This is a genomic window from Bradyrhizobium roseum, from assembly GCF_030413175.1.
GTDB classification, from domain to species: Bacteria; Pseudomonadota; Alphaproteobacteria; order Rhizobiales; family Xanthobacteraceae; genus Bradyrhizobium; species Bradyrhizobium roseum.
In genome coordinates this window covers 62,686-83,214 of sequence record NZ_CP129212.1, presented here as the reverse complement: position 1 = coordinate 83,214, position 20,529 = coordinate 62,686, and the positions used below count along the sequence as shown (strand labels likewise).

At 64.2% G+C, this 20,529-nt stretch carries 21 protein-coding genes; 9 read left to right on the top strand and 12 right to left on the bottom strand.

Annotation, left to right across the window (positions count from 1 at the left end):
- Nucleotides 1-106 precede the first annotated feature (106 nt).
- Nucleotides 107-1,675, bottom strand: coding sequence for a 2-polyprenylphenol 6-hydroxylase (gene ubiB / locus QUH67_RS00380; RefSeq protein WP_300944688.1), 1,569 nt, complete (start codon nucleotides 1,673-1,675; stop codon nucleotides 107-109).
- Complete coding sequence (gene ubiE, locus QUH67_RS00375; protein WP_300944687.1) at nucleotides 1,672-2,433, bottom strand: bifunctional demethylmenaquinone methyltransferase/2-methoxy-6-polyprenyl-1,4-benzoquinol methylase UbiE; 762 nt, start codon at nucleotides 2,431-2,433, stop codon at nucleotides 1,672-1,674. The genes ubiB and ubiE overlap by 4 nt, the downstream gene beginning before the upstream one ends.
- An 80-nt stretch (nucleotides 2,434-2,513) precedes the next feature.
- Here ubiE and mutM point away from each other — a divergent pair, with 80 nt between their 5' ends.
- Together mutM and QUH67_RS00365 are read left to right on the top strand one after the other, a co-directional pair.
- Nucleotides 2,514-3,395, top strand: coding sequence for a bifunctional DNA-formamidopyrimidine glycosylase/DNA-(apurinic or apyrimidinic site) lyase (gene mutM, locus QUH67_RS00370; RefSeq protein ID WP_300944686.1), 882 nt, complete (start codon nucleotides 2,514-2,516; stop codon nucleotides 3,393-3,395).
- Nucleotides 3,383-3,949, top strand: a complete 567-nt coding sequence (locus QUH67_RS00365) for a GNAT family N-acetyltransferase (protein WP_300944685.1) — start codon at nucleotides 3,383-3,385, stop codon at nucleotides 3,947-3,949. Before mutM ends, QUH67_RS00365 begins: the two co-directional genes overlap by 13 nt.
- A gap of 84 nt (nucleotides 3,950-4,033) precedes the next feature.
- On the opposite strand, the gene QUH67_RS00360 is transcribed toward QUH67_RS00365, so the two are convergent.
- Nucleotides 4,034-4,807 carry a nucleotide-binding protein gene (locus tag QUH67_RS00360; protein WP_300944684.1) on the bottom strand — a complete coding sequence of 258 codons (774 nt, stop codon included), beginning with the start codon at nucleotides 4,805-4,807 and terminating at the stop codon, nucleotides 4,034-4,036.
- Between the two features lie 254 nt (nucleotides 4,808-5,061).
- On the opposite strand from QUH67_RS00360, the gene ggt reads away from it, so the two are divergent.
- Entirely contained in the window at nucleotides 5,062-6,741 is a 1,680-nt protein-coding gene (gene ggt, locus QUH67_RS00355) for a gamma-glutamyltransferase (protein ID WP_300944683.1), read from the top strand.
- 10 nt (nucleotides 6,742-6,751) lie between these two features.
- Here ggt and QUH67_RS00350 read toward each other — a convergent pair whose 3' ends face one another.
- The 3 genes from QUH67_RS00350 to QUH67_RS00340 all read right to left on the bottom strand — a co-directional run bounded on the left by QUH67_RS00350 (nucleotide 6,752) and on the right by QUH67_RS00340 (nucleotide 8,992).
- Nucleotides 6,752-6,997: a hypothetical protein gene (locus QUH67_RS00350; protein ID WP_300944682.1), complete on the bottom strand. Its 246-nt coding sequence runs from the start codon at nucleotides 6,995-6,997 to the stop codon at nucleotides 6,752-6,754.
- Nucleotides 6,998-7,007: 10 nt separating this feature from the next.
- Nucleotides 7,008-7,505 (bottom strand): hypothetical protein, encoded by a 498-nt coding sequence (locus QUH67_RS00345; protein ID WP_300944681.1) that lies wholly within the window; start codon nucleotides 7,503-7,505, stop codon nucleotides 7,008-7,010.
- A gap of 146 nt (nucleotides 7,506-7,651) precedes the next feature.
- The gene (locus QUH67_RS00340; protein WP_407080388.1) at nucleotides 7,652-8,992 is read right to left on the bottom strand and encodes a serine protease; all 1,341 of its coding nucleotides are present in this window, start codon (nucleotides 8,990-8,992) and stop codon (nucleotides 7,652-7,654) included.
- A 151-nt stretch (nucleotides 8,993-9,143) separates the two neighbouring features.
- On the opposite strand from QUH67_RS00340, the gene QUH67_RS00335 reads away from it, so the two are divergent.
- Complete coding sequence (locus tag QUH67_RS00335) at nucleotides 9,144-9,974, top strand: HesA/MoeB/ThiF family protein (protein WP_300944680.1); 831 nt, start codon at nucleotides 9,144-9,146, stop codon at nucleotides 9,972-9,974.
- A 9-nt stretch (nucleotides 9,975-9,983) separates the two neighbouring features.
- Here QUH67_RS00335 and QUH67_RS00330 read toward each other — a convergent pair whose 3' ends face one another.
- Entirely contained in the window at nucleotides 9,984-10,985 is a 1,002-nt protein-coding gene (locus QUH67_RS00330) for an aldo/keto reductase (RefSeq protein ID WP_300944679.1), read from the bottom strand.
- A 120-nt stretch (nucleotides 10,986-11,105) separates the two neighbouring features.
- Here QUH67_RS00330 and QUH67_RS00325 point away from each other — a divergent pair, with 120 nt between their 5' ends.
- Complete coding sequence (locus tag QUH67_RS00325) at nucleotides 11,106-12,026, top strand: LysR family transcriptional regulator (RefSeq protein ID WP_300944678.1); 921 nt, start codon at nucleotides 11,106-11,108, stop codon at nucleotides 12,024-12,026.
- A 198-nt stretch (nucleotides 12,027-12,224) separates the two neighbouring features.
- Here the strand turns inward: QUH67_RS00325 and QUH67_RS00320 are convergent, their stop codons facing one another.
- Entirely contained in the window at nucleotides 12,225-13,226 is a 1,002-nt protein-coding gene (locus tag QUH67_RS00320) for a 2-hydroxyacid dehydrogenase (RefSeq protein WP_300944677.1), read from the bottom strand.
- Nucleotides 13,227-13,572: 346 nt separating this feature from the next.
- Here QUH67_RS00320 and QUH67_RS00315 point away from each other — a divergent pair, with 346 nt between their 5' ends.
- A complete protein-coding gene (locus QUH67_RS00315) occupies nucleotides 13,573-14,100 on the top strand; it encodes an SH3 domain-containing protein (RefSeq protein ID WP_300944676.1) in 528 nt (175 codons plus the stop codon).
- A 124-nt stretch (nucleotides 14,101-14,224) separates the two neighbouring features.
- On the opposite strand, the gene irrA is transcribed toward QUH67_RS00315, so the two are convergent.
- Nucleotides 14,225-14,716: an iron response transcriptional regulator IrrA gene (gene irrA / locus QUH67_RS00310; RefSeq protein WP_407080502.1), complete on the bottom strand. Its 492-nt coding sequence runs from the start codon at nucleotides 14,714-14,716 to the stop codon at nucleotides 14,225-14,227.
- Between the two features lie 331 nt (nucleotides 14,717-15,047).
- Here irrA and fabA point away from each other — a divergent pair, with 331 nt between their 5' ends.
- The 3 genes from fabA (at nucleotide 15,048) to fabV (ending at nucleotide 18,109) form a co-directional block, all read left to right on the top strand.
- Nucleotides 15,048-15,569, top strand: a complete 522-nt coding sequence (gene fabA, locus QUH67_RS00305) for a 3-hydroxyacyl-[acyl-carrier-protein] dehydratase FabA (RefSeq protein ID WP_300944675.1) — start codon at nucleotides 15,048-15,050, stop codon at nucleotides 15,567-15,569.
- A gap of 63 nt (nucleotides 15,570-15,632) precedes the next feature.
- Entirely contained in the window at nucleotides 15,633-16,856 is a 1,224-nt protein-coding gene (gene fabB / locus QUH67_RS00300) for a beta-ketoacyl-ACP synthase I (RefSeq protein ID WP_300944674.1), read from the top strand.
- Nucleotides 16,857-16,939: 83 nt separating this feature from the next.
- Nucleotides 16,940-18,109: an enoyl-ACP reductase FabV gene (gene fabV, locus QUH67_RS00295; protein WP_300944673.1), complete on the top strand. Its 1,170-nt coding sequence runs from the start codon at nucleotides 16,940-16,942 to the stop codon at nucleotides 18,107-18,109.
- Between the two features lie 166 nt (nucleotides 18,110-18,275).
- Here fabV and QUH67_RS00290 read toward each other — a convergent pair whose 3' ends face one another.
- The 3 genes from QUH67_RS00290 to QUH67_RS00280 form a co-directional block, all read right to left on the bottom strand.
- Nucleotides 18,276-18,974: a hypothetical protein gene (locus tag QUH67_RS00290; protein ID WP_300944672.1), complete on the bottom strand. Its 699-nt coding sequence runs from the start codon at nucleotides 18,972-18,974 to the stop codon at nucleotides 18,276-18,278.
- Between the two features lie 219 nt (nucleotides 18,975-19,193).
- Nucleotides 19,194-19,661: a GNAT family N-acetyltransferase gene (locus QUH67_RS00285; protein ID WP_300944671.1), complete on the bottom strand. Its 468-nt coding sequence runs from the start codon at nucleotides 19,659-19,661 to the stop codon at nucleotides 19,194-19,196.
- A gap of 1 nt (nucleotide 19,662) precedes the next feature.
- Nucleotides 19,663-20,502 carry a hypothetical protein gene (locus QUH67_RS00280; protein ID WP_300944670.1) on the bottom strand — a complete coding sequence of 280 codons (840 nt, stop codon included), beginning with the start codon at nucleotides 20,500-20,502 and terminating at the stop codon, nucleotides 19,663-19,665.
- Nucleotides 20,503-20,529 lie beyond the last annotated feature (27 nt).

The window sequence follows — 20,529 nt, the reverse complement described above, 5'->3', positions numbered from 1 at the left end:
ATGGACCAGAGATTGTTGAGGGGCGAATTGCAGACCAGGAGGGCGCGCATATAGCGTCCTCTTCGTGTCTCGGGGGTTATTTGCAGCCTCTCGTCCCCGTGGGGGTCTACCAGACCGCGACCAATATTCCCAAAAACGCCACCGCGATGACCCAGAGCGCCGCCGTCCGCCAGCGGTTCTTGCGGCCCTCGGCCCGGCCCATCGCTGCGATGGTCTCCGGCGACAGCGTCAGGCCTTCCCGGGTCATCTTTTCCATGTTCTCGAGCACCGCGACGGCGCGGGCGGCGATGGCCGGCAGGCTGCCCATCACGCGGCCGAGTTCGCCCGCGCCGGACATCGCGCCCTGGATTCGGCCGAGCGGGCCGAGATTGCGCTCGATCCATTCCCGCACGACGGGATCGGCGACCTTCCAGATATCGAGCTTCGGGTCGAAACCGCGCGCGACGCCTTCGACCACCACCATGGTCTTCTGCAGCAGGATCAGTTCGGGCCGGGTCTGCATGTCGAACAGCCCGGTGACTTCGAGCAGCAGCGTCAGCAGCTTCGCCATCGAGATTTCTTCGGCGGTGCGGTTATGGATCGGCTCGCCGATGGCACGGATGGCCTGTGCGAAGTTCTCCACCGAGTGATGGCCCGGCACATAGCCGGCCTCGAAATGCACCTCGGCGACACGGCGATAGTCGCGGGTGATGAAGCCCAGCAGAATTTCCGCGAGGAAGCGCCGCTCCTTCAGGCCGAGCCGGCCCATGATGCCGAAATCGACCGCGACCAGCCGGCCGGCATCGTCGAGGAAGAGGTTGCCGGGATGCATGTCGGCATGGAAAAAACCGTCGCGCAGCGCGTGGCGCAGAAAGCTCTGGATCACCTTGCGCCCGAGATCGGGCAGGTCGACCTGCGACTGGGCCAGCCGCGCATGATCATTGAGCGCGATGCCGTCGATCCACTCCATCGTCAGCACGTTGTGGGTGGTGCGGTCCCAGTCGACCGTCGGTACGCGGAAATCCGGATCGTCCCTTGTGTTCTCCGCCATCTCCGACATCGCGGCCGCTTCCAGCCGCAGATCCATTTCCATCGCGACCGAGCGCGACATCGTGTTGATGACCTCGATCAGCCGCAGCCGCCGCGCTTCGGCGGAATGCGCTTCCGCATTGTTGGCGACGAAGAAGAAATCGCCGAGGTCGCGGCGGAAGCGCGCGGCGACATTGGGCCGCAGCACTTTGACGGCGACCGCGTGGCGCACGCCGTCGCGCTCGACCTCGCCACGATGCACCTGCGCGATCGAGGCGGCGGCGACCGGCGGACCGAGGCTGGCAAACGCCTTGGCCAGCGGGCGTTCCAGCGAGGTCGCGATCACGGCTTCCGCTTCGGTCAGCGAAAACGGCGGCAGCCGATCCTGCAAGGCTTCAAGATCGCGCGCCATCGCGACGCCGACCACGTCGGGCCGTGTCGCCAGAAATTGTCCGAGCTTGAGATAGGCCGGGCCGAGCCGCGTCAGCGCGCGCGACAGCCGTGGTCCGGATTTGGCGCCCGGCCGTTCGATCAGCCGCGCCAGCCGTAGCGCGATCTGCCCGGGCGGCGGCACGAGACTGGGGTCGACCACGCCGAACACGCCCTCGCGCGCGAACACGTAAGCGGCGCGGACCAGCCGCGCGATGTGGGTTGCTGCAGAAATCACAAACGCCAGCCCGAATGCAGCGCCACGATGCCGCCGGAGAGACTCTCCCACTTCACCCGCGAAAAGCCGGCGGCGCGGATCATCTCGGCGAACGCGTTGGGCCGGGGAAATTTCCGAATCGACTCGACGAGGTACTGATAGGATTCAGCATCACCCGTCACCGCGCGGCCGAGCGGCGGGATCACCTTGAACGAGAAGAAGTCGTAGAGCGCGTCGAGCCCGGGCATGTCGACGGTGGAGAATTCCAGACACAGAAACCGGCTGCCCGGCCGCAGCACGCGATAGGCCTCGCGCAGCGCGGCATCGATCCGCGGCACGTTCCGGATCCCGAACGCGATGGTGTAGGCGTCGAAGGTGCGATCGCCGAACGCCAGCGCCTCGGCATTGCCCTCGACAAACGAAACCCGCTCATCGAGATGGCGCGCCACGGCGCGGCTGCGGCCGACGTTGAGCATGTCGGCGTTGATATCGCAGACGGTGGCGCGGAAGCCCGCACCTGCCGCTTCGGCGGCGCGGAAGGCGATGTCGCCGGTACCGCCCGCGACGTCGAGCAGGGCGAACGGCGCATCGCTTTTCGGAGGATCGAGCGCCGTGATCATGATGTTCTTCCAGACCCGGTGCAGGCCGCCCGACATCAGATCGTTCATCAAATCGTAGCGGGACGCCACGCTGTGAAAGACGTCGTTTACCAGCGTCTGTTTGTCCCCCAGGGGCACATCCCTGAAGCCGAAATGGGTGGTCTGGTCCGGCCGATCCATAAGCTTACTCCACACCCCCGGACCATAGCGCCCCGGGCGCAATGGCGCTATCACGTCACCTCCATAAGGTGAATGCCTGCATGCCCGAATTGCCCGAAGTTGAGACCGTCCGGCGCGGCCTGCAGCCCGCCATGGAGGGGTCGAAAATCCTGAAAGCCGAAGCCCGGCGCAAGGATTTGCGGTTTCCCTTCCAAAAGGACTTTGTGGCGCGGCTGGAGGGCCAGACCGTGACCGGTCTCGGCCGCCGCGCCAAATATCTGATGGCCGATCTCGGCTCCGGCGACGTGCTGCTGATGCATCTGGGCATGTCCGGCTCGTTCCGCGTGCTGGATGACCACGGCAGCGGCACGCCCGGCCAATTCCACCATCCGCGCAGCGAGGACCGCGCGCACGATCACGTGGTGTTCCACATGTCCTCGGGTGCCGCGATCGTGTTCAACGACCCGCGCCGTTTCGGTTACATGAAGATCATCGCCCGCCAGGCGCTGGAGGAAGAACCGCTGCTGAAGGGTCTTGGGCCGGAACCGCTCGGCAACGAATTCGACGCCGCGATGCTGGCGCGGTCGTGCTTCAACAAGAAGACCAGCCTGAAAGCCGCATTGCTAGATCAGCGCGTGGTCGCGGGGCTGGGCAATATCTATGTTTGCGAGGCGCTGTTCCGCTCGCACCTCTCGCCGCGCCGCCTGGCGGCGACACTCTCGACCAAGAAGGGTGAGCCGACCGATCACGCCGGGCGGCTGGTGACTGCCATTCATTCGGTGCTGAACCAGGCGATCAAGGCCGGCGGCTCCTCGATCAGCGATCATCGCCTGACGTCGGGCGAACTTGGTTATTTCCAGCACTCATTTCAAGTCTATGACCGCGAGGGCGAAAAATGCCAGACTGGGGGGTGTAGCGGTATCGTGCGGCGGTTTGTGCAGAACGGCCGTTCGACTTTCTGGTGTCCGAAATGTCAGAAGTAACCATCACGCCGACCCTGCAGACCGCGCGGCTGATCCTGCGGCCGCTCGCGATGTCGGATGCGCCGGCGATCCAGCGCCATTTCAACAACTGGAACATCATCCAGCATCTCGCGCAGGTCGTTCCCTGGCCCTATCCGGAAAACGGCGCGGTGACGTTTGTCGAGCGCGAACTGGAGAGAGTCGCCGCGGGTGAGGAGATCTATAACTGGATGCTGGTGCTGCGCCGTGGCGACGGCGAGGCGATTGGCAACATCCGATTCCGCCCGAGGATTGACGACGCCAAGGGCAATCGCGGCTTCTGGCTGGCGGAGCGATTCTGGAATCAGGGCCTGATGAGCGAGGCCGTCTCGGCGGTGAACGATTTTGCCTTCCGCACGCTCGGCATCGAGCGTTTTCACGCCTGCAACGCGGCCACCAACATGGCCTCGCGCCGGGTCAAGCAGAAGACCGGCGCCGAATTCGTCGAGTATATCGAACTGGCTCATCACAGTGGCCAGACGCTTGCGGAAAGATGGCGCATGACGCGGGAAAACTGGCTGCGGCGCAATCCCTGAAATTGAAGCGAGGCAATCCGGCGGGGCTGGCGGCCGGATTGCTCCGCTTTCGCCCCGCGCATTTCACGTGCGCGAAGCTAGAGATCAGACACGGGCGGGAGCGCGCAGGAAGCGTGCAGCGTCAGTGTCGTAGGACGGACGCGCGGCGGCCCATTTCGGAATGATGGCAGGGACCTCCACGAAATCCTCGACGGCCGGTTCGTCCACCGGCGCGGCCATGTCGCTCAGCCGCTGCTCCACCCACTGCCAGAGCGCGCGCACTTCCTGCGCCGACTTGCCGTCCGGCGCGTATTCGCAGACGGCGAGGCCGGCGCTCAGCGCGTCCTGGTAATCGTTGCGCATCACGATGAAGGGCTTTGCGACGACGTCGGCCGCTTCGAGCGCGGCTTCGTCACCGAGCGCGTTTTCCGCGCCGGCAAGCCGCGCAGCAGCGCGGATCGGGGTCTGATTCAGCACATAGGCGAACGGCTTGTGCCAGGCCCGGATGACGCGCAGCGTCGCGGCGGTCGCCTCGATGTCGGCGATGCTCGGCCGCGTCGGAATCAGGCAGAGGTCGGCATAGCGGATGGCGGAATTGGTTGCGGCGGTTTCGCCGCCGGCGGTATCGACGATCGTCACGGTGACGCCGTCGCGCGGCAACAATCGCAGCCGCTCTTCCAGCTGGCGGGCGTGGTAGATCGGCTCGACGATCGGTGCGGCATACGGACGGCGGCGCTTCCAGTTCGAAACCGTGCCCTGCGGGTCGGTCTCGATCAGACGGACATTGTGACCGGCCCGGATGGCGGCCAGTGTCAGGCTGATGGCAAGCGTGCTTTTTCCAGACCCGCCCTTCTGGGTGGTCAGTACGATCGTCTGCATTTCTAGTCCTCTGGTGGGCTTACGGGCGGTGTTTTGGGTACGCCTTACAAAACAAGGCCCGCATTCTGCGGCGCGAACATTCTGCTCGCCAGGACACACCAGCCCGACCCAAAGGAGAGATCGCGGGCGCCCGAATCACTACTTTGCCATGATGCAGGATTGTGGAATTCTGGCTATCCCGGGCGAACACGGCCACGCACGAATCTCGCCGGCTGATGCCTGAAAACGACAACAGCAAGGCGGGAAAACAGCAAATGACGGGCAATTGGCGGGACCGTGCAACTACCGGTTTTGAGTGCCGCAAGCAGCCGGCGACCGGCAGCCGCGGCATGGTGGTCAGCAACCATCCGCTGGCGTCGAGCGCGGGTGCGGAAATGCTGGCGGCCGGCGGCAACGCCGTCGACGCGGCGATCGCCACATTATTTGCGCTGACCGTGGTCGAGCCGATGATGGTCGGCATCATCGGCGGCGGCATGGCCCACATCCGGCTCGCCGACGGCAGTCACCGCTTCATCGACGGGCAGAGCACGGTGCCGCTGGCGGTCCGGCCGGACACCTACACCTCGAAACCGGGTTCCGCGCACGACGTGTTCGATACGGTCGGCGACGAAAACCTCACCGGCCCGAAAGCCGTCGCCGTGCCGGGCTCGCTGAAGGCCTGGTGCGAGACGCTGCAGCGGTTCGGCACCATGCCGCTCGCCGACGTGATGCAGCCCGCGATCAAATTCGCCGCGCGCGGCTATGCGGCGACGCCCTATCTGCACGAATGCATCGTCGACAGCGCCGGGGAGATGTTGCAGGACAAGGATATTTCGGCGATCTATCTGCCCAACGGAACGCCGCTGAAGGTCGGCGAGCGCGTGGTGCAGTCGGAATATGCGGAAACCCTGACCTACATCTCGCAGCGGGGCGAGGCGGCGCTGTATCATGGCCCGCTCGGCGATATCCTCGTCGACTACATGAAGAAGAAGGGCGGCTTCATCGCCCGCGAGGATCTGACGAACTACAAAACCGTCGAGCGGCAGCCGATCCGCGCCGATTATCGCGGCTGGGAAATTCTGGGTCCGCCGCCGCCGGCGGCCTCCGGCGTGCACATCGCGCAGATGCTCAACATTCTCGAAGGCTATGATCTCGCAAAACTCGGCTTCGGTTCCGCGGCCAGCATTCATTACCTCGCCGAGGTGCTCAAGATCGCCTTCGCCGATCGCGCCGCCGCCAGCGGCGACCCTGACTTCGTCAACGTGCCGGTCGAGCGGCTGACCTCAAAGGCCTATGCCGAGGAACGCCGCCGCGCCATCGATCCTGCCCGCGCGCAATCCTGGAGCGCCGGCATCGCGCAGCTCGAGAGCGCGCACACCACGCACATGACGGCGGCGGATGCGGTCGGCAACGTGGTCGCGACCACGCAGACCATCAACAATCTGTTCGGCGCCAAAATCCTGATTCCCGGCCTCGGCACCATCCCGAACAATTACATGAACCTCTACGACCCGCGTCCGGGCCATGCGCTGTCGCTGGCACCGGGCAAGCGCGTCACCACCTCGATGTCGCCCATGATGGCGCTGCGCAACGGCAAGCTGGTCTATGCGCTCGGCCTGCCCGGCGGAAAGAAGATCTTTCCGAGCGCGATGCAGGCGCTGATCAACCTGATCGACCACGGCATGAGCCTGCAGGAGGCGGTCGAGGCGCCGCGGGTGTGGACCGAGGGCAATGCGCTCGAGGTCGAGCAGGCGGTGCCGGAAGAAACCCGCGCCGAACTGATGTCGATGGGGCACAAGGTACAGGCAGCGCCCACCGTCGCCGGCGGCATGAACGCCATCCAGTTTCACGACGACGGCACGCTGTCGGGCGCCGCATGCTGGCGCGCCGACGGGACCCCGATCGGCATCGCCGGCGGCCTCGCGCGCGCCGGGGTGAGGTTCGGGCTGGCGTGATAATGGCCCTTCAGCGCGGGTAAAGAACGCGCTGCCAGATCGTGCCGCCGAGATATTTGTTGCCGGCCACGAAGTAGACAACGGTCAGCGCGAGCAGAATGAGCGCGGGCATCCCTTCCAGCTTGAAGCCGTCGGCAGTCAGGCGGCCCGTCAACGCGCCGATCGCGTAGCCGCCACCGAAAAACACCGTGATGAAATCAAGGATTGGGGCTGCAATCCTGCGCCATGTCGCGACCGGCTTGCTGGTTTCCGCCATTGCCGCCAGCTTATTTCAGCGGCGGCGGAACATCAGCCGTCGCATGCGCAAGGAGATTGGCGGCGCCAGCGTAGCTCGTCGATGACCCCTTCACCTTGACGTCGATTGCGATCAACTTCCACTCGCCTTCCGAGATCTCGTAATCGAGCGCGTAATTGAGGCGCGATGGCGTGGTATCGAAATAGCCGCGCAGCATCAGGGCGCCGTTGCGGTCGATTCTGGCTTTATGGGTCGTGACCAGCGGCGTGGCCGCAATGATGTCGATATGCTTGCCGGCGAACGTCCTGAACGCCTGTTCGAGCGTATCGGACCTGAATTTTTCCCGAAATGCCTTGGCCATCTTTGCGTGCATCACGTCGTAATTGCCGGTGAGGTTGGCGTCATTGAGGGTCAAGAGCGTGGTCTTGACCATGACTTCCTCGACCAGTGGCGTTGGCAGAGGCTGCGATTGGGCCATTGCCGCGCCCGCAGCCATTGCCGCGCCTACGGCAACGACGATCCCTGTCATTGTGCGATTCATGACGGCACCCGATGAATTTCGGTTTGAGTTGACCGCCGAACACCCCAGCCATCGTTGATCTGCGTCAAGCCGCCAAGCTCGAGCCTTGACCCGTTTGCGCCTAGGACGCGGCGCAGCATCGCGTCCGGGTCGAACTACTTCCTGACGCAAATGACGCGGACCACCGACGCTCTCGCGTCCAACGCTCCGCCCGCCGCGTGGATGCCATTGGCTTTCAGGAAACCCCGCACCGTATCAGACGTCACCAGCACCGCCTGCGCCGAGGGAATGCCGTTGGTAGGACCGGCGACCAGAACCGGCTTCAGCAGCGCGATGCCGGCAAACCGGCCGTCGCCATCGAGCGCGGGCGCGCCGGAAAAACCGGCCGCCGGCGCCGGCGTCAGTGCCACATCGCTGCCGCCACCCAGTTGCGCCACCGCAGCCTTGCTGCCGCTCACCGCCGAACCGCCGCCCTGGCTCTGCGGATCGGCGATGCCGGTGAGGTCGAGCGCTGTCTTCGTCGCGACGTTGGCAAGATTGAGCGCCTTGAGCCCGCGCGCGCCATAGATGCGCAGCAGCGCGAGATCGTGCGCCTTGTCCTCGGCGACGCGGTCGGCATTGCCATGTCCCGCAATCGCCACCGTGAGACAGCCGTCGGTGATCTGGCGATCGGTCAGGATGGCTCCGTCGTCGCTGACGACGAGGCCGGTGCCGTATTCGACGCTTTTGCGTGGCGGCGGTCCGGCGATTTGCGCGACCGCTGGAAACGCATTGAACGCGCTCGACATCGCGATCACGACCGGTTCCACGGTATTTTCCGTCGCCTGATCGTAGAGGATGGTGAGGATGCGGACCTCGTCGCCCTTGAAGGTACCGCGCATGTAAAACTTCTTCAGGCCCTGCATGCCGGACAGCACGAAAAAGTCCGGCTTCACCACGGTGTAGTCGATCGCGCGCCCCGGCTCCTTCTTCTCGCGCTCGGCGAGTTTTGCGGTGGTGGGGCCGGCTTCCCTGCGCCGCGCCAGCTGAATTTGGATCGTACCTGATGGCGAGGTCCATTTGGTGCCGTTGGCGTCGCTGGCCTGCTGCGGCACCAGTTTTGTAGGGATGCCGAGCCGCACGCCGGTGCCGGGGTCGGTCTGGATCTTCCAGCCGACGCTTTCCTGTTTTCGCCGTGCGGTATCCGCCAGCATGCCGCGTTCCTGCGGATTGAGTACGCCGGTCGGCTTGCCGCCGCGCGTTTTCTGGAATTCCTTGATGGCGTTGACCATGCGCTCGCTGACGTCGCCCGATATCGCGCCGTTATATTGCCCGACCCAGGCCAGGTCCGACTGCAGCGCCAGCCGCTCGGCCTGGCTCATGGCGCCCGCGGTGTCTTCCGGTTTCTGAAGCGCGGGGCGTGCCGGTTTCGCCGCGGCGGGCGGCGTCTGCGCCTGCGCGGCGGTCGCCAGACCCATGGCCACGATGACAAATGTTGCCGAAAGCGCCGATCTCATGACAAATCCAGAAGATATGGAGTGGAAGCGGGAAGTGCGCATTGACGTTCCGTCAACTAAGCACATCTGCTTGGTCGGCACCAACGGCCCGCCGGTTCAGCGCCGCCCCTCACTATGAGACGTAATCGCTGCGGAAGGATTTGACGCGACCATGCTGACGGCCGACGAAATCGAACGCTACGCCCGCCACATCGTGCTGCGGGAAGTCGGGGGGCCCGGCCAGACCGCGCTGAAGGAAGCGTCCGTGCTGGTGATCGGCGCCGGCGGTCTCGGCGCGCCGGTTTTGATGTATCTGGCCGCCGCCGGCGTCGGCACGCTGGGCGTGGTCGATGACGATATCGTCTCGCTCTCCAACCTGCAGCGCCAGATCATCCACACCACGCGCGATGTCGGACGGCGCAAGGTCGACAGCGCCGCGGAGGTCATCGACGCGCTCAATCCGCACGTTCATTTCGAGCCGCATGCGGTGCGCCTCGACGCCAGGAACGTCATGTCGCTGATCGGCGGCTACGATCTCGTGCTCGACGGCTCCGACAATTTCGAAACGCGCTATCTGGTGTCCGACGCGTGTTTCTTGGCCGGCAAGCCGCTGATCACCGCGGCGCTGGGCCAGTTCGATGGCTCGCTGACCACGATCCGCGCGCATGAACGCGGCGCGGACGGTGCGTTCAACCCGACCTATCGCTGCCTGTTTCCCGAACCGCCGCCGCCCGGCACCGTGCCGGCCTGTGCGGAAGCCGGCGTGATGGGCGCGCTGGCCGGCATCATGGGCTCGATGATGGCGCTGGAGGCGATCCGCGAAATCGTCGGCTTTGGCGAAAGCCTGATCGGACGGCTGGTGATGGTGGACGCCCGTGCCATGCGCTTCGAAACCCTGCGCTACGCCCGCGATCCGCAAAATCCGCTCAACGGCGACAAGCCCACCATCACCGATCTCAGCGGTCACGCGCTTGCTTCACCCGCCCCCTCAAGGGGCGGGTGAAGCGACGCCTCACACGGCGCGATTCTCGCTGTCCATATGCGCCAGCTGCGCCTCGGGGTAGCGCGCGCCTGCAGCGACGCCGGGCGGAAAAGCCTTGCCGAGCGCGGCGAGATGCGCGTCCGTCAATGTCACATCGAGCGCGCCGAGCGCCTCCGAAAGCCGGTCGCGCCGGCGGGCGCCGACCAGCGGCACGATGTCATTGCCTTGGGCTGCGACCCACGCGATCGCGACCTGGGCCGGCGATGCCCCGACCTCGGCGGCAATGGCGCGCAGCGAGTCCACCAGCGCCAGGTTGGCGTCGAGGTTGGCGCCCTGGAAGCGTGGGCTCATCTGGCGGAAATCCTGCGCGTCGGAACGATCTTTCGACCAGTGTCCGCTGATCAGTCCGCGCGACAATACGCCGTAGGCGGTGATGCCGATCCCAAGCTCGCGGCAGGTTTTCAAGATGTCGCTCTCGATACCGCGCGCAAGCAGCGAGTATTCGATCTGCAGGTCGACGATCGGATGCACCGCGTGCGCCCTTCGAAGGGTGTCGGAGCCGACTTCGGAAAGCCCGATATGCCTGATCCAGCCCGCCTTGATCATGTCGGCCATCGCGCCGACGCTCTCTTCGATCGGCACGTCGGGATCGAGCCGCGCCGGCCGATAGACGTCGATGGTGTCGACGCCGAGCCGCTGCAGCGAATAGGCGACGAAATTCCTGATCGCCGCCGGTCGGCTGTCGTAGCCGAGAAAGCCCTTGTTGGGATCGCGCAGCGCGCCGAACTTGACGCTGATCCTGACCTTGTCGCGATGGCGCCCGGCAAGCGCCTCGCGGATCAGCATTTCATTGTGGCCCATGCCGTAGAAATCGCCGGTGTCGAGCAGGGTGATGCCGGCATCGAGCGCGGCGTGGATGGTGGCGATGCTCTCGCTGCGGTCGGCGGGGCCGTAGAAGTCCGACATGCCCATGCAGCCGAGCCCGATGGACGAAACGGATGGACCTGTGGACCCGAGTTTGCGCTGTTGCATGATGATTCTCCTCGTGTTCGGCGACGGACATTCGTGCCGCAATGACAAGGCTGATATGCGCCGGCATCGGCTTCGCGATAAGCTGGACAATCTGGAATAGCTTGTTCAGTATAACGAACAATGAAAAACTTCGACCTCCGCGATATCGATGCCTTCGTCGCCGTGGCGCGCACCAAAAACTTCCGCCGCGCCGCGACCGAGCAGGGCGTCTCCGTCTCGAGTCTCAGCCAGCGCCTGCGCGACATGGAGGAGCGGCTCGGCGTCCGCCTGATGAACCGCACCACGCGCAGCGTCGCCCTGACCGAAGCCGGCGAATTGCTGCTCTCCCGGGTCGGGCCGGCGATGACGGATGTCGGCGCGGCGCTCGACCAGGTGCGCGGCCTGCGCGCCGTGCCGTCGGGGCGCCTGCGCATCAACGCGCCGCCGCCGGCGATCGATCTGGTGCTGGCGCCGATGGTCGCGCCGTTTCTCGCAGCCCATCCCAGGATCGATCTGGAGATGACGGGCGATAGCGCGTTCGTCGACATCGTGGCCGGCGGCTTCGATGCCGGCGTGCGCTATGGCGAGCATCTGGCGCAGGACATGATCGCAGTCTCGCTCGGCGCCCCGCAGCGCTACGCGGTCGTGGCCTCGAAGGAATATGTCGCGCAGCATGGAACGCCGAAGCATCCGAAAGACTTGCTGGAACATTCCAGCATCCGCACCCGCTTCGGCAGCGGCGCGATGCTGGACTGGGAGTTCGAAAAGGCCGGCCGTGTCGTAAAGGTCTCGCCACCACCGAAACTGATTGCGACCCATCTCGGCCTCGCGTTGCGCGCGGCGCATGACGGCGTCGGCTTCTGGCTCACCTTCGAGGGCTATGTTCGCTACGGCATCAAATCAGGCGCGCTGGTCAGCGTACTCGACGATTGGTGCCCGCCATTTCCGGGGCCGTTTTTGTATTATCCGAGTCGTCGCCAGCCGCCGCCGGCGCTCGCCGCGTTCGTGGCCTTCGTCGCGGAATGGCGCAAGCGCGAACGGCGGAAGGGCAAGACGGTTTAGTTGGACAGCGACGCGCGGCGTCCTCCGTCGTCATTCCGGGGCGCGCGTAGCACGAACCCGGAATCCATCGTGCCGCAGCGCAAGTTGATCATTGGATTCCGGGTTCGTGCTCCGCACGCCCCGGAATGACGGGGAGAGAGTCAGCGCGCTTCGCTCCTTGACGCGCTCGTCCGGTCCACGTTTTCCGAGCCTCATCCTCTACAGCATGCTGGGCAGCACGCGGTCCGGCGGCTTGTGGGCGTCGAGGAAGGTTCTGATGTTGATGATCACCTTCTCGCCCATCTCGACGCGGCCTTCGATGGTGGCCGAGCCCATATGCGGCAGCAGCGTCACCTTGCCGGCCTTGGCCAGCCGCACCAGCTTTGGATTGACTGCAGGTTCGTGCTCGTAGACGTCGAGGCCGGCGCCGCCGATGTCGCCGGCTTCGATCAGCTTGATCAGCGTGTCCTCGTCGATCACGCCGCCGCGCGCGGTGTTGACGATATAGGCGTCCTTGCGCATCAACTTCAGCCGCCGCGCCGACAGCAGATGGTAGGTCGCCGGCGTGTGCGGACAGTTCACCGAGATGATGTCCATCCGCGCCAGCATCTGGTCGAGGCTTTCCCAATAGGTCGCGCCGAGTTCATCGGCGATCACGGGCGCCACGGGACGGCGGTTGTGATAGTGGATCTGCAGGCCGAAGGCGCGGGCGCGGCGCGCGACCGCCTGGCCGATGCGGCCCATGCCGATGATACCGAGGCGTTTGCCGCCGATGCGATGACCCAGCATCCAGGTCGGCGACCAGCCGGGCCAGTTCCTGCCCTCGGTGAGGATTGCCGCGCCCTCGATCAGCCGGCGCGGCACCGCGAGAATCAGCGCCATGGTCATGTCGGCGGTGTCTTCAGTCAGCACCTTCGGCGTATTGGTCACCGTGATGCCGCGGGCATGCGCCGCTGACACGTCGATATTGTCGACGCCATTGCCGAAATTGGCGATCATGCGCAGCTTGCAGTCGGGATGCCCCAGCATCTCCTCGGTGATCATGTCGGTGACGGTCGGCACCAGCACGTCGGCGGTGCGCACCGCTTCCGCAATCTGTTCCGGCGTCATCGGTGTGTCGTCGAGGTTCAGCCGCGCGTCGAACAGCTCGCGCATCCGGGTCTCGATCGAGTCCGGCAGCTTGCGGGTGACGACGACGAGAGGTTTTTTCTTAACCGACATGTACTGCTCTCATGAGGCAATGGGTCGCCAGAGCTCGCCGTTCAGACCTCATTAACCCGGTTGTTCGACACTGCGGAAGCTGCGCGTCCCGACGTCCCGCTGGTTGTCGGGCAAGTCCTTGGGTTTCCAAATACTTGCCACGGATTTTCAGGGGAAAATTCGGGCGTTCTTGTTCTCAACGTGCCGTCCTCTCTATCAGAAGGCCGGGCCAAGACAAGAACCCCTCGGGGGATCGAGTATCCGGGGCGGGCAAAGCGCGGCACAGGGGTTTGGGGTTTTCGGGCGTTAGCGAGCGGTTTCAACGCGAAGAATTCGAGTTGAGGCTGGTTCGGCAGGAGACGGGTTAATGGCGTTGGGGCGTTTCTGTTCGGTGGCGTTGCTGGCGGGGTGCTGGCTTTTGACATCGGTCAGCACGGGGTTTTCGGCCAAGGATTCAGGTTCCACCACGAGCGGCCTGCCGGTGCCGCGGTATGTCAGCCTTAAATCAGACCATGTGAACGTCAGGGCCGGTCCGACCAAGGACAACGACGTTGCCTGGATCTATACCCGCTCGGGCCTGCCGGTCGAAATCACCGCCGAGTTCGAGAACTGGCGCCGCGTGCGCGATTCCGAGGGTTCCGAAGGCTGGGTCTATCATTCGCTGCTCTCCGGCCGCCGCACTGCGGTCGTCACCATGAAGAGCAAGGACGAGCTGGCGTCGCTCTACGACCGGCCCGACCGCACCAGCGCGATCGCCGCCCGCCTGCAGGCCGGCGTCGTGACCCAGGTCAAGAAATGCGCCAACGGCTGGTGCCGCGTGATCGGCAACGGTTTTGACGGCTGGATCGAGCAGCAGCGCCTGTGGGGCGTGTACGCGGACGAGAAGGTGGAGTGAGGCGCAGCGCGCCATTCGTCATTGCCGGGCTTGACCCGGCAATCCATCCGCTTCGCAAAAGCATTTGATGAAGATCGATCGATACGCGGGTCAAGCCCGCGTATGACAAGCTATCTGCTTGTGCTCAGCGCTTCTTGCGCAGCCGCACGACCATGTCGACGCGGGCGATTTCGTAGCCTTCCGGCACATCAGGCATCTTCGACAGCACCAGATGCGGATCGGGAATGTCGACCAGCTCGTGGTTGTTCTCGAGATAGAAGTGATGGTGCGCGGTGACGTTGGTGTCGAAATAGGTCTTGGTGCCGTCGACCGACACCTGGCGCAGCAGGCCGGCATCGGTGAGTTGGTTCAGCGTGTTGTAGACGGTCGCCAGCGACACCGGAACCTTGGCCAGCGTGGCTTCTTCGTAAAGCATTTCCGCGGTCAGATGGCGGGCGCCCTTGCCGAACAGAAGCCAACCCAAAGCCATGCGCTGACGGGTGGGCCGAAGACCCGCGGCCTGCAGCATTTCATTGACGTCGTGCCAGGGACAGCCCGTCAACGCCGGCTGATGCCCGGCGGCCCGGGCAGCCGGATCGATACCGTCGTCGGTCTGAAGCGAAGCTTGGTCGTTGATTTCCACGGCAGGCACCACGCTAACTCGGGCAATATTCCTACCCAATATAAAAGGAAATCAGGTAGATGCAAGTTTATCGCAACTAGAACTGGCCCCAGTTTAGAAAGGTACTAGATTGGTAAATGCGGTGTTTTCACTCGTTCCGGCGCTTTGCCGGGCCTATCCGCCTATGTTACAGAGCGCGCGGACCACATATGCGATTTCGGCAGGGACTCGGGCCGATAGCACCCTAAGTAGCGCCAAATTGCGGGAGGCAAGTCTTCCCGTAGGGAAACGGGTCCGGTTCGCTCAAAGCGCTCGATCGGGACATCCAAGGTAGAGGCGGAAAACGATGCTGGATCGGCGCAGCGGTTATGAATACGAGGACTTGCTCGCCTGCGGCCGCGGCGAGATGTTCGGCCCGGGCAATGCACAATTGCCGCTGCCGCCCATGCTGATGTTCGACCGCATTACCGAAATCAGCGAAACCGGCGGCGAGTACGGCAAGGGCCTGATTCGGGCCGAGCTCGATGTGAAGCCGGACCTGTGGTTTTTCGGTTGCCATTTCAAGAACGACCCGGTCATGCCGGGCTGTCTCGGCCTCGACGCGATGTGGCAGATGGTCGGCTTTTACCTCGGATGGGTCGGTGGCGAGGGACGCGGCCGGGCGCTGGGGCTGGGCGAACTCAAGTTCTCCGGCCAGGTGCTGCCGAACGCCCGCAAGGTGGTGTACAACATCGACATGAAACGCGTGATGCGTTCTAAGCTCGTGCTGGGCGTGGGCGACGGCTGGCTTTCCATGGATGGCGAGATTATCTATCGCGCCAAGGACCTGAAGGTCGGGCTGTTCAAGCAAGGCGTCGAGCCGGGCTGAGCGGCGCGATCAGGCCATCAATATATCTTCACAGACGAACGGAAACGGCAGGGTGAGGCGATCATGAGGCGGGTTGTCATTACGGGGATGGGGATTGTCTCGTCCATCGGAAACAACACCCAGGAAGTTCTTGCGAGCCTTTACGAGGCGAAGTCCGGCATCACGCGTGCGGAGAAGCATGCGGAGCTTGGCTTCCGTTCGCAGGTGCAGGGCGCGCCCACGCTGAATCCGGCCGAAGTGATCGATCGTCGCGCCATGCGTTTCCTGGCGGAAGGCGCGGCGTGGAATCACGTCGCGATGGAGCAGGCGATCCGCGACTCCGGGCTTGAGCCCGAACAGGTCTCCAACGTCCGTACCGGCATCATCATGGGATCGGGCGGGCCGTCGGCGCGCACGATCGTGGAAGCGGCCGACATCACGCGCAGCAAGGGGCCCAAGCGCGTCGGTCCGTTCGCGGTGCCGAAGGCGATGTCGTCGACCGCCTCGGCGACGCTCGCGACCTGGTTCAAGATCAAGGGCGTGAACTATTCGATCTCGTCGGCCTGCGCGACCTCGAACCATTGCATCGGCAATGCCTATGAGACGATTCAGTACGGCAAGCAGGATGTCATCTTCGCCGGCGGTTGCGAGGAGCTCGACTGGTCGCTGTCGGTGCTGTTCGACGCCATGGGCGCGATGTCCTCGAAATACAACGAAACACCCGCCACCGCTTCGCGCCCCTACGACCTCAACCGCGATGGTTTCGTCATCGCCGGCGGCGCCGGCGTGCTGGTGCTGGAAGAGCTCGAACATGCCAAGGCGCGCGGCGCGCGCATCTACGCCGAAGTGGTCGGTTATGGTGCGACGTCGGATGGTTACGACATGGTCGCACCGTCGGGCGAAGGCGCGGAGCGCTGCATGCGCATGGCGATGTCGACCGTGAACACCCCGGTCGACTATATCAATCCGCACGCGACCTCGACGCCGGCAGGCGACCCGCCGGAAATCGAGGCGATCCGAAAGGTGTTCGGCAGCGGCGAAAAGTGCCCGCCGATCTCGGCGACAAAGGCGCTGACCGGCCACTCGCTCGGCGCCACCGGCGTGCAGGAAGCGATCTATTCGCTGCTGATGATGAACAACGGCTTCATCTGCGAGAGCGCGCATATCACCGAGCTCGATCCGGTGTTCGCCGACATGCCGATCGTGCGCAAGCGCATCGACAACGCCAGGCTTACGACCGTACTGTCGAACTCGTTCGGCTTCGGCGGCACCAACGCCACGCTGGTGTTCAGGCGGATGGATGCCTGATTTGTTTTCGCCACGGCCGCCCGCGGTGAGATATCGGCAGGCGGGCGGATGGTGACCTTGCAACAATCCAGAACGGGGTGGGCATGATTATTGAACCGCGCGTGCGAGGCTTCATCTGCACGACCGCACATCCTGCCGGCTGTGCTGCGAATGTGCGCGAGCAGATCGGCTATGTTGTCGGCAAGGGCGCCATTCCGGAAAGCCCCAAGCGCGTCGCCGTGGTGGGCTGCTCGACCGGCTACGGCCTCGCCAGCCGCATCGTCTCCACCTTTGCGGGGGGGGCGGACACCATCGGCGTATCGATGGAGCGCGAGCCTTCCGCGACCAGGAGCGGCAGCGCCGGCTGGTACAACAACCGCGCCTTCGAAATCGAGGCCGGCAAGATCGGCCGCGCGCCCGTCACGCTGGAGGGCGATGGTTTCTCCGACGAGCTGAAGAAGACCTTCATCGAGCGCGTGCGCGAAAAGTTCGGCCAGCTCGACATGCTGGTCTACAGCATGGCCGCGCCGGTCCGCACCGATCCGGTGACCGGAAAAACCTGGCGCTCGGCGATCAAGCCGCTCGGCGCGCCCGTCGAGATCAAGACCCTCAACACCGAGACCGGCGAGGTCTACGAGACCACCATTGCGCCGGCGAGCGAGGACGAAGCCGCCGCCACGGTGGCGGTGATGGGCGGCGAAGACTGGCAGCGCTGGATCGACCAGCTCGCCGACGCCGGCGTGCTGGCGCCGGGCTTCCGGACCCTCAACTACACCTATATCGGCAGCGAACTGACCTGGCCGATCTACTGGAACGGCACGCTCGGCCGCGCCAAGGTCGACCTCGACCGCAAGGCGGAAGCGATCCGCGGCCGGCTCGGCGAAGACGCCGCCCGCGTGGTGGCGCTGAAGGCCGTGGTCACGCAGGCCAGCTCGGCGATCCCGGTGGTGCCGCTCTACGGCACGGTGCTGTTCAAGGTGATGAAGCAGCTCGGGCTCCATGAAGGCTGCATCGAACAGATCGACCGCCTGTTCCGCACCCGCCTCGGCAAGGATGTGGAGCTCGACGACGCCAAGCGCATTCGCGTCGACGACTGGGAACTGTCGCCAAAAGTTCAGACCGAGGTGATGCGGCGATGGCCGCTGCTCACCACCGAAACGCTCGGCGAACTGGCCGACCTCGGGGAATACAAGAGCCAGTTCCTGCGCCTGTTCGGCTTCGGCATCGATGGCGTCGATTACGCCGGGGATGTCGATCCGCGCGTCGTTACCTGAGCGATTCCAGGAGCTTCGCTACTGTGCATGGGGTTGTTTTGCAGATTTTGAGTCTGCATCACCCCGCCGCGAACGTTTCAGCCCGCTGGAGCGCCGGGCGCGGCGGCAGTTTGAACGGCCCCACCAAGGTTAAGCCCCGCAAGGCGCGGGATTCCGACGGGACAGCTCAAGGCCGAAGCATGATGGGAAGTGTCCTGTCGAGGCTCGCCGTCAGCAAGGCCCGCGCATATTCGCGAAAAGCGAGATTGCCGGCCACGCCCTCCGGTTTGTCCGGAAATGATGCCTCGGCCAACTCGCTGTAGGGACCCAGGATCAGCGTGCCCAGCAGCACCCGCTTCAGCAGCGGGTCCATGTGCGTCAGCGCCGAGCCGTGCCGGATGATGGAAAAATCGCGCCCGTCAAAAATGCGGATGAAGCTGAGGGCGAAAAAATAGATTCGATGTCCGACCAGCACATCATGGTTCACGATGCCGATGCCGCGGACTGAATAGCCGGAACTGCCGAACTGGCTGATCGAATTGCCCACCCAAACGTATCTCTGGCAGCTCGTGCCTTCGGTGGCCTTCCGCATGAAGTCGGCCAATTCGGCCTTCTCGTCGCGAAACAACCCCATCTTCGACTCGTCGCGTTTCGGAAGTTTTGATTTGTCGAACGGGATCCTCAGCACCGAGAGCCCCCGCGGCGCGGCGGCACGGACCCGCGCGAAGATGAGATCTTCGAGGCCCCAATTGATCGGCACTTTCGTCTCGCTGCTCTGGAATTGGGTAACGCCGATCCTCTTCACCATGAACTCGTCGCCAACGACGACGATAACGCCAAGCCCGCACGAGCCGCTGACGCCGGAAGCCTGCTTGCCTGCCGGCACGCTTCGTTTTCGAACAATGGATATGACGCTCGGTGTAGCGGGTTGCGTCGCAATGATTTGCGGCACAGCCTGGGCCTGTGCCGCGGATGCCGAAAAGCACGACAGAGCGATGACGGCAGCGAGCGATCGAAGCATGAAAGATTCAAGCAAGAAGCACGGTACTACGGAAGAATTAAACTAGAAGGTGTGCTTCTGCTCTGCAAGGCCGCATCGGGTCTATCATTGTGCGGCCGCTATCGAATTCTTCCAGCGATAATATTTCATCACGCGACCCATCATCGGCTCGACCTGCTCTTTCTCGAACACGAAGCCTTCGCGCTCGTACCAGCGCCAGGCCTTCTCGTTCTCGCGCACGCAGCGCAGCCAGATTTCGTCCGGCAATTGCAGCCTCGTGAAGGCGAGCAGCCTTCGCCCAAGGCTGTTGCCCTGGTATTCCGGCGCTACGAAGAGTTGGTCGAGATAGCAGTCGGGTACATGCATCGCGAGCATCGCTGCCAGCTTGCCGTCGTCGGCGGCGACGTAAAGGCTCCAGCCCCTCTCGATCTCCATCGGCACCCGCGCGCGCAGTTTATCCAATAGCGAGTCGCTGGCTTCTTCGAGCCCGACCGATGCCCAGCTGTTCATCCAAACGCGGGCGACCTCGTCATATTCCTCTGGTCGGGCGGGACGAATGATGGGATGCGGCATGCTAGTCGTTCTTGAGATAGTCCGGCAGCACTTGGTCGAGATTCGCGGCGATCAGCGTCCGGGTTCGTTCGCGGAGCGCGGTACTGCCCGGCACGGCCGCCGTCGATTCCGGAAACAGCGAATTGTCCAGCTTTGTCAGCGGATCTTCGGTTATTCGCAAGCCTGCGGCCAGCCTCGCACCGACACCGGCGAACGGACGATTGACCCGCTCATAGGTGATGCCGTCCAGCATGCTCAGCGCGATATTGGCGAACAAATGCGAGTGTCTCAGGACCGATCCGATGCCGCGATTATACGCGCCGACGCCGTCGAGTATGAGATTGGTGCCCGGCACCTGTCCCTTGGATCGGGTCACGACGAGATAGCGGTCGCATTTTGCCGCCGGCGTAATGTTTCGGACGATCGCCGGAAGGCCTTCGCGCGGATCGGGCAGAAAGCGCGAGCTCGGATTGTAGAAAGGTTGAAACGCGCCCTTCGGAAACGCGATCCTCTTGACCGTCGGATCGTTATTGGTCGCCGCGCGGACCCGGGCCACGACGAGATCGTCGAGCCCCCAGCCATCGACGGTGGCCTCGCTCTCCTCGGTCTCGAAAACCGTGAGGCCGAACTTCTGCACGGCGAAGCGATCACCGACCGCCGAGATCACGCCGAGCCTGCAGGGACCGGTTTCCGCAACAACTGGCTGCTTGGCGGCAGCCTTGGCCTTCGGCGTCGCCTTCTTCGCGACGGGCTTGGCGGGCGGCGTTGCCGCCGGCGCGTCGGTCGCCGAAGGAGTTTGGGCCCATCCGGCTGCCGTGAAACATGACACGAGGATGGCGGCGGCAGCGAAGCTACGGAACATGGCCTGCGGAAGGTCGGTTGATGACGA

What these genes read in the sequence shown, in the direction of transcription:
- QUH67_RS00320 (WP_300944677.1), bottom strand. Translation starts at nt 13,226, where the DNA reads ATGTCGGTTAAGAAAAAACCTCTCGTCGTCGTCACCCGCAAGCTGCCG.
- fabA (WP_300944675.1), top strand. Translation starts at nt 15,048, where the DNA reads ATGCTGGATCGGCGCAGCGGTTATGAATACGAGGACTTGCTCGCCTGC.
- QUH67_RS00360 (WP_300944684.1), bottom strand. Translation starts at nt 4,807, where the DNA reads ATGCAGACGATCGTACTGACCACCCAGAAGGGCGGGTCTGGAAAAAGC.
- QUH67_RS00335 (WP_300944680.1), top strand. Translation starts at nt 9,144, where the DNA reads ATGCTGACGGCCGACGAAATCGAACGCTACGCCCGCCACATCGTGCTG.
- QUH67_RS00345 (WP_300944681.1), bottom strand. Translation starts at nt 7,505, where the DNA reads ATGACAGGGATCGTCGTTGCCGTAGGCGCGGCAATGGCTGCGGGCGCG.
- QUH67_RS00325 (WP_300944678.1), top strand. Translation starts at nt 11,106, where the DNA reads ATGAAAAACTTCGACCTCCGCGATATCGATGCCTTCGTCGCCGTGGCG.
- QUH67_RS00315 (WP_300944676.1), top strand. Translation starts at nt 13,573, where the DNA reads ATGGCGTTGGGGCGTTTCTGTTCGGTGGCGTTGCTGGCGGGGTGCTGG.
- fabV (WP_300944673.1), top strand. Translation starts at nt 16,940, where the DNA reads ATGATTATTGAACCGCGCGTGCGAGGCTTCATCTGCACGACCGCACAT.
- QUH67_RS00365 (WP_300944685.1), top strand. Translation starts at nt 3,383, where the DNA reads ATGTCAGAAGTAACCATCACGCCGACCCTGCAGACCGCGCGGCTGATC.
- QUH67_RS00285 (WP_300944671.1), bottom strand. Translation starts at nt 19,661, where the DNA reads ATGCCGCATCCCATCATTCGTCCCGCCCGACCAGAGGAATATGACGAG.
- ggt (WP_300944683.1), top strand. Translation starts at nt 5,062, where the DNA reads ATGACGGGCAATTGGCGGGACCGTGCAACTACCGGTTTTGAGTGCCGC.
- QUH67_RS00330 (WP_300944679.1), bottom strand. Translation starts at nt 10,985, where the DNA reads ATGCAACAGCGCAAACTCGGGTCCACAGGTCCATCCGTTTCGTCCATC.
- fabB (WP_300944674.1), top strand. Translation starts at nt 15,633, where the DNA reads ATGAGGCGGGTTGTCATTACGGGGATGGGGATTGTCTCGTCCATCGGA.
- ubiE (WP_300944687.1), bottom strand. Translation starts at nt 2,433, where the DNA reads ATGGATCGGCCGGACCAGACCACCCATTTCGGCTTCAGGGATGTGCCC.
- QUH67_RS00350 (WP_300944682.1), bottom strand. Translation starts at nt 6,997, where the DNA reads ATGGCGGAAACCAGCAAGCCGGTCGCGACATGGCGCAGGATTGCAGCC.
- QUH67_RS00340 (WP_407080388.1), bottom strand. Translation starts at nt 8,992, where the DNA reads ATGAGATCGGCGCTTTCGGCAACATTTGTCATCGTGGCCATGGGTCTG.
- mutM (WP_300944686.1), top strand. Translation starts at nt 2,514, where the DNA reads ATGCCCGAATTGCCCGAAGTTGAGACCGTCCGGCGCGGCCTGCAGCCC.
- QUH67_RS00280 (WP_300944670.1), bottom strand. Translation starts at nt 20,502, where the DNA reads ATGTTCCGTAGCTTCGCTGCCGCCGCCATCCTCGTGTCATGTTTCACG.